Annotated in this window: 6 protein-coding genes and 1 pseudogene; 2 read left to right on the forward strand and 5 right to left on the reverse strand. The window is 73.5% G+C overall.

What is annotated here, in order from left to right:
• The 5 genes and pseudogenes from ABZ836_RS02550 to ABZ836_RS02570 form a co-directional block, all read right to left on the reverse strand.
• Positions 1 to 335: pseudogene (locus ABZ836_RS02550) on the reverse strand (DUF4246 domain-containing protein); the annotation flags it as partial.
• A 105-nt stretch (positions 336 to 440) separates the two neighbouring features.
• Positions 441 to 1,160, reverse strand: a complete 720-nt coding sequence (locus tag ABZ836_RS02555) for a VWA domain-containing protein (protein WP_361138572.1) — start codon at positions 1,158 to 1,160, stop codon at positions 441 to 443.
• A 199-nt stretch (positions 1,161 to 1,359) separates the two neighbouring features.
• Positions 1,360 to 2,823: a glutamate synthase subunit beta gene (locus ABZ836_RS02560; RefSeq protein ID WP_356130926.1), complete on the reverse strand. Its 1,464-nt coding sequence runs from the start codon at positions 2,821 to 2,823 to the stop codon at positions 1,360 to 1,362.
• Positions 2,816 to 7,408, reverse strand: coding sequence for a glutamate synthase large subunit (gene gltB, locus ABZ836_RS02565; RefSeq protein WP_356131129.1), 4,593 nt, complete (start codon positions 7,406 to 7,408; stop codon positions 2,816 to 2,818). The genes ABZ836_RS02560 and gltB overlap by 8 nt, the downstream gene beginning before the upstream one ends.
• Positions 7,409 to 8,019: 611 nt before the next feature.
• Positions 8,020 to 8,751, reverse strand: coding sequence for a VIT1/CCC1 transporter family protein (locus tag ABZ836_RS02570; protein WP_361138575.1), 732 nt, complete (start codon positions 8,749 to 8,751; stop codon positions 8,020 to 8,022).
• 275 nt (positions 8,752 to 9,026) lie between these two features.
• On the opposite strand from ABZ836_RS02570, the gene ABZ836_RS02575 reads away from it, so the two are divergent.
• Positions 9,027 to 10,004 carry an ADP-ribosylglycohydrolase family protein gene (locus tag ABZ836_RS02575; protein WP_361138578.1) on the forward strand — a complete coding sequence of 326 codons (978 nt, stop codon included), beginning with the start codon at positions 9,027 to 9,029 and terminating at the stop codon, positions 10,002 to 10,004.
• Between the two features lie 791 nt (positions 10,005 to 10,795).
• The gene (locus ABZ836_RS02580) at positions 10,796 to 11,896 is read left to right on the forward strand and encodes an ADP-ribosylglycohydrolase family protein (protein ID WP_361139309.1); all 1,101 of its coding nucleotides are present in this window, start codon (positions 10,796 to 10,798) and stop codon (positions 11,894 to 11,896) included.
• Positions 11,897 to 11,914 lie beyond the last annotated feature (18 nt).

Consider the following 11,914-nt stretch of genomic DNA (forward strand, 5'->3'; position numbering starts at 1 on the left):
CGCAGCCTGGTCCGGAGCCCGTCGTCGACGAGGGTGTCCGAGTGCCACACGCCGTCCACGGCGGACACCTCGATGCCGGTCGCCGCGTCGCGCAGTGCGGCGTACCGGGCGAGTTCGGCGAGGACGTACCGGGTCTGCGCCTCGGTCATGCCCTGCTGGACGGCCTCACGCGTCCAGCGGGCGACGACCTCGGGGTCGTGCATCTTGACGTGCCACTCGGGCTTCGAACGGATGTGGGCGCTGCACTCCATCATCTGGAGCTCCCGCAGGGTTCGGGGCCTGCGGAAGTACAGGTTCGCGGAGAAGGGCAGGGGGAAGGCAGACAGCTCGGTCAACGCGGCTCGGTCCTCACGGTCGATGCGACGCCCGAACACTACTGCGGGGGTCGGACACGCTTCCCGCCAAGTCCCGCTCCGGCGGCCGGGTTCGCGGACGCGCGGTCAGCGCACGATGCCCCGGGCGCGGGCGGCGCGCAGCCAGGCGGGGAACTCGCCGACGAGGCGCTCGTAGAGGTCCTCGTCGGAGAGCGCGAGCGGGTCCTGGCCGGCGTGGAAGAAGCCGGCGTTGTCGACGACGCGTTTGCCGGGGACGTCGAGTTCGTCCAGCTTCCGCAGGAAGTCGAACTGCTTGCTGTGCGGGTCGCCGAAGCCCACGAACTGCCAGAACAGGGGCAGTTTCGCCGCCTTGCAGACGTAGCGTTCGGCGGCGGGGCGGCTGATGGGGCCGCCGTCGGTCTGGAAGACGACCAGGGCGGGAACGGTGGCGCCGCTGTCGAGGTGGTGGTCGATGACGGCGTCCATGGCGAGGTGGTAGCTGGTCTTCCCCATGTGGCCGAGTCCGGCGAGGATGCGCTCGATCGCGCCGTGGTGGCGGGCGAGTTCGATCTCGGTGACCGCGTCGACCTCGGTGGAGAAGAAGACGGTGGGGACGATGCCGTCGTCGTCGAAGTGGGCGGCGAGGGAGAGGACGCGGTCGGCGAGGGCCTGGACGCTGCCGTGCCTGTAGTAGGGCTTCATCGAGCCGCTGTGGTCGACGACCAGGTACACGGCGGCGCGTTCGCCCTCCAGCCCGTGGCGGGCGACCGTCCGCCCGGCGGTCTTGTACAGGTTCACCAGCGCGGGCGCGGTCCGCTCGACCTTGGTCAGGCTGATCGCGGGCATGCCGCCGCTCCTCTCCCCCGGCGCCGCCACCGGCCGGGGCGCTCCCTGCCGGGAAGGGTACGGGACGACGGCGTCGGCCCGTTCGGGGAACGGCTCCGCCCCGCTCCCCGGGTGCGGGGAGCGGGGCGGAGGGTGAACCGGGCCCGTCGGTCCGGGCCGGCGCGCCGGGCCGGGGAGGGGCCGGTTCGGGTCGATCCGGTCAGGCGACCAGGGCGCGGTCGTCCGGGAGGATCGGGGCCGGGAGGGTGCTGGTGCCGGTGAGGTGCCGGTCCACGCCGCGGGCGGCGCTGCGGCCCTCGGCGATGGCCCAGACGATCAGGGACTGGCCGCGGCCCGCGTCGCCGGCGACGAACACGCCGGGGACGTTGGTCTGGAAGTTCTTGTCGCGGGCGATGTTGCCGCGCGCGTCGAGTTCCAGGCCGAGCTGCTCGACCAGGCCGTTCTCGCGGTCGGTGCCGGTGAAGCCCATCGCGAGGGTGACGAGCTGGGCGGGGATCTTCCGCTCGGTGCCCGGCTTCGGGGTGAGCTTGCCGTCGACGAAGGAGACCTCGGTGAGGTGCAGCCACTGGACGTTGCCGTCCTCGTCGCCCTCGAAGTGGGTGGTGGAGACGGAGTAGACCCGCTCGCCGCCTTCCTCGTGCGCGGAGGTCACCTTGTACAGCATCGGGAAGGTCGGCCAGGGCTGGCCGACCGGGTCCCGGTCGTCGTTGGGGCGGGGCATGATCTCCAGCTGGGTGACGGAGGCCGCGCCCTGGCGGTGGGCGGTGCCGACGCAGTCCGCGCCGGTGTCGCCGCCGCCGATGACGACGACGTGCTTGCCCGCGGCGGTGATCGGCGGGGCGACGTAGTCGCCCTCCTGCACCTTGTTGGCGAGCGGCAGGTACTCCATCGCCTGGTGGATGCCCTTGAGCTCGCGGCCGGGGACGGGCAGGTCGCGGGGCGTGGTGGCGCCGACGGCGAGGACCACGGCGTCGTAGCGCTTGCGCAGGCTGTCGGCGTCGAGGTCGCGGCCGATCTCCACGCCGGTGCGGAACTTGGTGCCCTCGGCGCGCATCTGCTCGATGCGGCGGTTGATGTGCCGCTTCTCCATCTTGAACTCGGGGATGCCGTAGCGGAGGAGGCCTCCGATGCGGTCCGCGCGCTCGAAGACGGCGACGGTGTGGCCGGCGCGGGTGAGCTGCTGGGCGGCGGCCAGGCCGGCCGGGCCGGAGCCGATCACGGCGACGGTCTTGCCGGAGAGCCGTTCCGGGGCCTGGGGGCGGACGTCGCCGCTGTCCCAGGCCTGGTCGATGATGGAGACCTCGACGTTCTTGATGGTGACCGGCGGCTGGCTGATGCCGAGGACGCACGCCGACTCGCAGGGCGCCGGGCAGAGGCGTCCGGTGAACTCCGGGAAGTTGTTGGTGGCGTGCAGCCGCTCGGAGGCGGCCTGCCAGTCCTCCCGGTAGGCGTAGTCGTTCCACTCGGGGATCAGGTTCCCGAGCGGGCAGCCGTTGTGGCAGAAGGGGATGCCGCAGTCCATGCAGCGGCTGGCCTGCTTGCTGACGATCGGCAGCAGGGAGCCGGGAACGTAGACCTCGTTCCAGTCCTTGAGCCGCTCCTCGACCGGCCGGGTCCTGGCGACCTCGCGCCCGTGGTTGAGAAAGCCCTTGGGATCAGCCATTGGTCGCCGCCTCCATCATCTTCTCGGTGATCGCGGACTCGTCGAGTCCGGCTCGCTCGGCGGCGTCCTTGGCGGCGAGCACTGCCTTGTACGTGCTGGGGATGATCTTGCTGAACCTCTGGACGGCGTTGTCCCAGTCGGCCAGGAGCTTCTCGGCGACGGTGGAGCCGGTCTCCTCCTGGTGGCGGCGCACGACGTCGTGCAGCCAGGCGCGGTCGGTGTCGTCGAGGGCCTCGACGGCGCCGTGGTTGCCGGCGTTGACGTACCCGAGGTCGAGGTCGAGGACGAAGGCGGTGCCGCCGGACATGCCGGCCGCGAAGTTGCGGCCGGTCGGGCCGAGGACGACCGCCTGGCCGCCGGTCATGTACTCGCAGCCGTGGTCGCCCACGCCCTCGGAGACGACCAGCGCGCCGGAGTTGCGGACGCAGAACCGCTCGCCGGTGGCGCCGCGCAGGAACAGCTCGCCGCCGGTGGCGCCGTAGGCGACGGTGTTGCCGGCGATGACGGAGTTCTCCGCGAGGTGGTTGGCGCCGCGGTCCGGGCGGACGATCAGGCGGCCGCCGGAGAGGCCCTTGCCGACGTAGTCGTTGGCGTCGCCCTCGAGGCGCAGCGTGATGCCGCGGGGGACGAAGGCGCCGAAGGACTGGCCGGCGGAGCCGGTGAAGGTGATGTCGATGGTGTCGTCGGGCAGGCCGGCGCCGCCGAACTTCTTGGTGACCTCGTGGCCGAGCATGGTGCCGACGGTCCGGTTGATGTTGCGGACCGGGACCTGGGCGCGCACGGGCCGGACGTCGCCGGCGTCGTTGACGGCGAGGGCGTCGGCGGCGAGCTTGATCAGCTCGTTGTCGAGCGCCTTCTCCAGGCCGTGGTCCTGGGCGATCACCTGGTGGCGGACGGCGCCCTCGGGCAGCTCGGGCACGTGGAGGAGCGGCGCGAGGTCGAGGCCCTGGGCCTTCCAGTGGTCGACGGCGCGGGTGACGTCGAGGACCTCGGCGTGGCCGACGGCCTCGTCGATGGAGCGGAAGCCGAGCTCGGCGAGGAGTTCGCGGACCTCTTCGGCGATGAAGGTGAAGAAGTTGACGATGTGCTCGGCCTTGCCGGTGAACCGGTCGCGCAGGACGGGGTTCTGGGTGGCGATGCCGACCGGGCAGGTGTCGAGGTGGCAGACGCGCATCATGACGCAGCCGGCGACGACCAGCGGGGCGGTGGCGAAGCCGAACTCCTCGGCGCCGAGCAGCGCGGCGATGATCACGTCGCGGCCGGTCTTCAGCTGGCCGTCGGTCTGCACGACGATGCGGTCGCGCAGGCCGTTGAGCAGCAGGGTCTGCTGGGTCTCGGCGAGGCCGAGCTCCCAGGGGCCGCCCGCGTGCTTGAGCGAGGTCAGCGGGGAGGCGCCGGTGCCGCCGTCGTGGCCGGAGATCAGCACGACGTCGGCGTGGGCCTTGGAGACGCCCGCCGCGACCGTGCCGACGCCGACCTCGGAGACCAGCTTCACGTGGATGCGGGCCTTGGGGTTGGCGTTCTTCAGGTCGTGGATGAGCTGGGCGAGGTCCTCGATGGAGTAGATGTCGTGGTGCGGCGGCGGGGAGATGAGCCCCACGCCCGGCGTGGAGTGCCGGGTCTTCGCCACCCACGGGTAGACCTTGTGGCCGGGCAGCTGGCCGCCCTCGCCGGGCTTGGCGCCCTGGGCCATCTTGATCTGGATGTCGTCGGCGTTGACCAGGTACTCGCTGGTGACGCCGAAGCGGCCGGAGGCGACCTGCTTGATCGCCGAGCGGCGCGCCGGGTCGTAGAGGCGGTCCGGGTCCTCGCCGCCCTCACCGGTGTTGGACTTGGCGCCCAGCTGGTTCATGGCGATGGCGAGGGTCTCGTGCGCCTCCTGGGAGATGGAGCCGTACGACATGGCGCCGGTGGAGAAGCGCTTGACGATCTCGGAGACCGGCTCGACCTCGTCCACGGGGACGGCGGGGCGGTCGCTCTTGAAGCCGAAGAGGCCGCGGAGCGTCATCAGGCGCTCGGACTGCTCGTTGACGCGGTCGGTGTACTTCTTGAAGACGTCGTAGCGGCCGGTCTTCGTGGAGTGCTGGAGACGGAAGACGGTCTCCGGGTCGAACAGGTGCGGCTCGCCCTCGCGGCGCCACTGGTACTCGCCGCCGATGTCGAGCGCGCGGTGGGCGGCCGCGATGCCGGTGACCGGGTAGGCCTTGGCGTGGCGGGCGGCGACCTCCTGGGCGACGACGTCGATGCCGACGCCGCCGATCTTGGTGGCGGTGCCGTCGAAGTAGCGGCCGACGAACTCCTCGTCGAGGCCGACGGCCTCGAAGACCTGCGCGCCGCGGTAGGAGGCGACGGTGGAGATGCCCATCTTGGACATGACCTTGAGGACGCCCTTGCCGAGGGCGTGGATCAGGTTGCGGATGGCCTGCTCGGCCTCGATGTCCGTGAGGAAGGTGCCGGCCCGGACCAGGTCCTCGACGGACTCCATGGCCAGGTACGGGTTGACCGCGGCGGCGCCGTAGCCGATGAGCAGGGCGACGTGGTGGACCTCGCGGACGTCGCCGGCCTCGACCAGCAGGCCCACCTGGGTGCGCTGCTTGGTGCGGATGAGGTGGTGGTGGACGGCCGCGGTGAGCAGCAGCGACGGGATCGGCGCCTGCTCGGCGTCGGAGTGCCGGTCGGAGAGGACGATCAGGCGGGCGCCGCCGGCGATGGCGGCGTCGGCCTCGGCGCAGATCTCGTCGAGGCGGGCGGCGAGGGCCGCGCCGCCGCCGGAGACCCGGTAGAGGCCGGAGAGGGTGGCCGCCTTCATGCCGGGCATGTCGCCGTCGGCGTTGATGTGGATGAGCTTGGCCAGCTCGTCGTTGTCGATGACCGGGAAGGGCAGGACGACGCTGCGGCAGGACTCCGCGGTGGGCTCCAGCAGGTTGCCGGAGGGGCCGAGCGGGGAGCGCAGCGAGGTGACGAGCTCCTCGCGGATGGCGTCCAGCGGCGGGTTGGTGACCTGCGCGAAGAGCTGGGTGAAGTAGTCGAAGAGCAGGCGGGGGCGCTGCGAGAGGGCGGCGATGGGCGTGTCGGTGCCCATGGAGCCGATGGGCTCGGCGCCGGCCTTCGCCATGGGGGCGAGGATGACGCGGAGTTCTTCCTCGGTGTAGCCGAAGGTCTGCTGGCGGCGGGTGACCGAGGCGTGGGTGTGCACGATGTGCTCGCGCTCGGGGAGGTCCTCGAGTTCGATCTCGGCGGCCTGGAGCCACTCCTGGTAGGGGTGCTCGGTGGCGAGGGCGTGCTTGATCTCGTCGTCCTCGATGACGCGGCCCTCGGCGGTGTCCACCAGGAACATCCGGCCGGGCTGCAGGCGGCCCTTGCGGACGACCTTCTCGGGGGCGATGTCGAGGACGCCCACCTCGGAGCCGAGGACGACCAGGCCGTCGTCGGTGATCCAGTAGCGGCCCGGGCGCAGTCCGTTGCGGTCGAGGACCGCGCCGACCTGCGTGCCGTCGGTGAAGGTGACGCAGGCGGGGCCGTCCCAGGGCTCCATCATGGCCGCGTGGTACTGGTAGAACGCCCGGCGGGCCGGGTCCATGGTGGGGTGGTTCTCCCACGCCTCCGGGATCATCATCAGCACGCTGTGCGGCAGCGAGCGGCCGCCGAGGTGCAGGAGTTCCAGGACCTCGTCGAAGGAGGCGGAGTCGGAGGCGTCGGGGGTGCAGACCGGGAAGATCCGCTCCAGCTTCTCCTCGCCGAAGAGTTCGGAGACGAGCTGGGACTCGCGGGCCTTCATCCAGTTCCGGTTGCCCTTGACGGTGTTGATCTCGCCGTTGTGGGCGATGAACCGGTAGGGGTGCGCGAGCGGCCAGCTCGGGAACGTGTTGGTGGAGAACCGGGAGTGCACCAGGGCGATCGCCGAGGCGAAGCGGCGGTCGGAGAGGTCCGGGAAGAAGGGCTCGAGCTGCCCGGTGGTCAGCATGCCCTTGTAGACGATGGTGCGGGCCGACAGCGACGGGAAGTAGACGCCCAGCTCGCGCTCGGCGCGCTTGCGCAGCACGAACGCCTTGCGGTCGAGGTCGATGCCGGTGGAGGCGCCGTCGGCCACGAAGAGCTGCCGGAAGGCGGGCATGGTGGACCGGGCGGTCGCGCCGAGCAGGTCGGGGGCGACCGGGACGTCGCGCCAGCCGAGGACGGTGAGGTTCTCCTCGGCGGCGATGGCGTCGATGCGGGCGGCGGCCTCGTCGGTGCCGTCCTGCGGGAGGAAGGCGATGCCGACGGCGTAGTGGCCGGCCTCCGGGAGGTCGAAGGCGGTGACCTCGCGGAGGAAGGCGTCGGGGACCTGGGAGAGGATGCCGGCGCCGTCGCCGGAGTCGGGCTCGGAGCCGGTGGCGCCGCGGTGCTCGAGGTTGCGGAGCACGGTGAGTGCCTGGTCGACCAGCGTGTGGCTCGCCTCGCCGGTGAGGGTGGCGACGAAGCCGACGCCACAGGCGTCGTGCTCGTCGCGCGGGTCGTAGAGGCCCTGGGCGGCAGGGCGAGCATCCATGTACGACCAGTTGCGGCCGTTCGTGGAGTGCTGGGACGGCTGGCGCGGCGTACGCATCGGCTCTCCCGTCGTCGTCATGTGGCTGAAAAGGTCCTCCCAGGCTCTGGGGCTCTGGGGGCACGGTGCCGAGGGACGACGTTGGCCCTCTGCTGCGGTGGGGCAAGATACTCGCGCGTTACATAGTGAAACGGATACCGGAAATTGGATACTCCGTTCCAGCATGCGGACGCGAGGGCCGTGGCCGGGTCGTGCGTCCGCCGGGGTGGCGGCGGGCATGCGGGAGAGGTGTCAGGGAAGGTGTCCTGACGTTTTCCTGGGTGGCGGGCCTCGTCGCCCGTGCAGGAGATGCGCGCCGCGGGCGTCCTTGCCCGGCGCGTCCCGGCTCATGCCCCGTCGGTCCGTGACCGAAACCAGGGGGCGGCCACTCGGTGTGCGGCCCCTCACACATCTGAGCGACGTTCATCATAAGGCCGTCCTCCGGATGCGTCGCGGGGACGAATGTCACACCGCTGAAACCGTGTTGACCTGCGCCGGACTCTTGCGCGTCACATGGACGGCACGTACGCGCCACGGCCGCCCCGGGTGTCCGGAGGCGGCCGTGGGGAACGCCGGGGCGCCGGGCGCTCGGCCGCGTGGTGCGCGACGCGTGGGGCTTGGCGCTTGGCGCGTCAGCCGATCGCGGTGCCGATGAGGCTGCCCAGGAGGTAGGTGACGCCGGCCGCGGCGCCGCCGAGGACGAGCTGGCGCAGTCCGCTGAACCACCAGGTACGGGCGGTGACCCGGGCGACCACCGCGCCGCAGAGGAACAGGCCCACCAGCGCGAGGACCACGGCGGGCCACAGGGTGGTCGCGCCCAGCAGGTAGGGCAGCACGGGGAGCAGCGCGCCGAGGGCGAAGGAGCCGAAGGAGGAGACCGCGGCGACCTTCGGGGAGGGCAGGTCGCCGGGGTCGATGCCGAGTTCCTCGCGGGCGTGGATCTCCAGCGCCCGCTCCGGGTCGCGGGAGAGCTGGCGGGCGACCTCGCGGGCGGTGGCCGCGTCCACGCCGCGCGCCTCGTAGAGGGCGGCGAGTTCCGCCTCCTCGGCCTGCGGGTGCCGGGTCAGCTGGCGGCGCTCCACGTCGAGTTCGGCCTCGACCAGTTCGCGCTGGGAGGCGACGGAGGTGTACTCGCCGGCCGCCATGGAGCAGGCTCCGGCGGCCAGTCCCGCGAGTCCGGCGATCACCACGGCGCTGCTGGACGCGGCGCCTCCGGCGACGCCGGTCATCAGTGCCAGGTTGGACACCAGGCCGTCCATCGCGCCGAAGACGGCGGGGCGCAGCCAGCCGCCGTTGACGTCACGGTGGGTGTGGTTGTCGCGGTGCGCCTCGTGCAGCGGCGCCTGGATCTCGAGAACAGCCATGTCTCCCGCTCGGGGTCGGACCGGGTGCGCGGAAAGCGTCGACCGCGCGGCCAGTTTGGACTGGGTCTACTTTTCGACGTTCCCCAAGCTACGCCTTTCACTCGAACGGCGCCAGCAAGGGAAGGCTGCCCTCACCTGCGCTTTTACCGTTCTCGCTCATCCGATGAGGAGTTCGCACACATGTCGTCCGGGTGACGTCGGCGTGTCCGAGGGTCGTACGGGGCGGTGGCGTGGCAGAGATCCTCACAAGGGACCCCTCCCGTCAGGAGGCGCGCATGGCGGACGTCGTCACACCGGACCTGCGCGAGCGGGCGCGCGGAGCGCTGCTGGGCCTGGCCGTGGGGGACGCGCTCGGAGCGCCCGCGGAGAACCTGCGGCCCTCGGAGATCCGGGCGCGCTGGGGCCGCATCACCGGCTACGTCCAGGACGAGCCCGCGGGAACCGACGACACCGAGTACGCCGTCTTCTCCGGCCTGCTGCTGGCCCGGCACGGTGGCGGTCTCACCGCCGCCGACGTCGAGGCCGCCTGGCACGAGTGGATCGCCGACCGCGACGAGGGGCCGTTCAAGGGGGCGGGGTTCAGCGAGCGCGGGACGCTGGAGAACCTGCGCCGCGGGCTGGCCGCGCCGATCTCCGCCCAGCACCGGCACGCCTGGAGCGACGGGCTGGCGATGCGGGCCGCGCCGTTCGGGGTGTTCGCGGCGGGGCGCCCCGCGGAGGCGGCCCGGCTGGTCGCGGTGGACGGCTCGGTCAGTCACGACGGGGAGGGCATCTACGGGGGCCAGGCGGTGGCCGCGGGGGTGGCCGCGGCGATGACCGGGGCCCCCACGGTGGCGGTCGTCGCCTCGGCGCTCGCGGTGATCCCCGACGACTCCTGGACCGCCCGGTCGCTGCGCCGCGCGGTGGCGGTCGCGCACCGCGGGGAGCGGGCGGTGCGCTCCGCGGTGGTGGTGGCCGGCTACCCGTGGACCGACCTCGCGCCGGAGGCGGTGGCCCTGGCCTTCGGCGCGTACGCGGCGGCCGACGGCGACTTCCGGGAGGCGGTGCTGACCGCCGTGAACATGGGCCGCGACGCCGACACCACGGCCGCGGTCGCGGGCGCCCTGGCCGGCGCGACGTCCGGGGTGTCCGCCATCCCCGACGAGTGGGCGGCCCCCATCGGCCCCGTCCGCGGCAGTTGCCTGCCGGCCATGGCGGGGCGCCACGTCCTCGACATCGCCGACCTCCTCACCCGCACCAGGGAAGCCGCATGACCCCCGACCCCGCCGCCCCGGCCCCTCCCACCCCACCCCTCGGCACGGCGGCCACGCCCCCGCCCGGCCCCACGGACGCCGGGGGCCGGGCCGCCCCCCTCGGCCCGGACGCGGGTCCGGCTCCCACAACCGCCACGGCCCCCGCCACGACCACCGGCACGCTCCCCGGCACCGCCACGACCGCCGGCACGGTCCCCGGCACCGACCTGGGCACTGGCACGGTCCCCACCACCGGCCTCGCCACCGGCGCCAGCGGCAGCGCGGACCCCGCCGCCGCCAGCAGCACCAGCACCGGGACCGGCACGGACCCTGCCGCCGACCGCGGCACAGACACCGGTCCAGGCCCCGCAACCACCACCGGCCTCGGCACGGGCGCGGACCCCACCACCCGCCTCGCCACCACCGTCGACCTCGGCACGGACAACGGTCCAGGTCCCGCCGCCGCCCCCGGCACGGCCCTCGCCACCAACCTGGCCAACGGCACAGACACAGGCATCGCCACCGGCCCAGGCCCAGGCCCAGGCCCAGGCACTGCAACTGGCATCGGCACCGGCACCGGAACAGGCACCGGCACCGGAACGGGCGCAGGCGCAGGCGCAGGCCAGGGCACCGCCACCAGCCCCGCCACCGGCACCAGCCTCGGCACCGGGGCCCCGAACCACGCGGCCGGCACCGCCGCCCGCGCCCTCCGCGCGCACACCGGTGACCCCGCCCCCCGCGGAGGGACCCGCGCGGCCCCCCGCGTGGACACGCAGCCCGCCGCGCGCCCCGGGCCGCGGCGGGTGGCGGGGATGCTGCTGGGCCTCGCCGCGGGGGACGCGGCGGGATGGCCCGCGGCGCGGCACCGGGCGGCGCGGATGCCGGAGTGGACGCGGCGGCTCACCCGCGAGCTGGACACCTTCGCCGAGCAGAACGCCACCACCACCCTCCCCGTGCCGATCGCCCTGAACCAGCCGCCCGACCCGCTGCGCCTCGGCCCCTCGGACGACGCCGAGTGGGCGGCCTGGACCGCGCAGGCCCTGCTGCGCGCGGGCGACGACGCCCTCCTCGCCGACCTCGCCCGGGACCGCCGGATCCGCGCCGCCGTCGACCTGGCGTGGAGCGCCGTCGCCGAGGAGGTGGCCCAGGCGGCCCGTGCCGCGCCCGAGGTGGAGTCCGCCGCCGTCCCGCTGCGCGCCCGCATCTCGGTCCGCGCGGGCCTCGGCAACCTGGCCACCGGCCTGCGCCCGCCCGCCACCGGCCACGACAACCCGCACTACTTCGACGACGCGGCCTGTGTACGCGCGTGCGTGCTGGCCGTCGCCCATCCGGGTGATCCTCGCGCCGCCGCGGAACTCGCCGAGTTCGACGCCCGCTACTCCCAGGACGGCGACGGCGTGCACGGCGCCCGCGCCATGGCCGCCGCCGTCTCCCTCGCCCTGGCGGGCGCCGGTGTGGAGGAGTGCGTGGAGACCGCGCTGGGCGAGCTGCCCGGCTCCTCGGAGGCCGGCCGCAACGCCCGGCACGCCCTGCACCTGGCGCGCGAGAACGCCGCGGAGGGCGCGTTCGCCCTGGTACCGCTGCTGGAGCACCAGATCGTGGACCACGTGTACAGCTACGGGATCGCCGCGGCGGAGACCGTGCCGGTGGCGCTCGCCCTGGCCCTGGCGTCCGGCGGGCGGGTCGCCGAGGCGGTGCCGGCGGCCGCCTGCCTGTCCCGGGTGGCCGACTCCGCGCCCGCCCTCACCGGCGCGCTCACCGGCGCGCTGGGCGGGCTCGCGGCCGTCCCCGGTCCCTGGCGCCAGGCGTGCCGCGGCCTCTCCGGCTGCGTGCTGCCCCGCCTGTCCGGGACGGACCTGCTGGAACTCGCCGAACGTCTGGAAGCCGGGCGTCCCCCGTCCGGCGGAGGATGATTCCGGCATGACGCACAT

The organism is Streptomyces sp. NPDC047130, from assembly GCF_040643475.1.
Classification (GTDB): Bacteria; Actinomycetota; Actinomycetes; order Streptomycetales; family Streptomycetaceae; genus Streptomyces.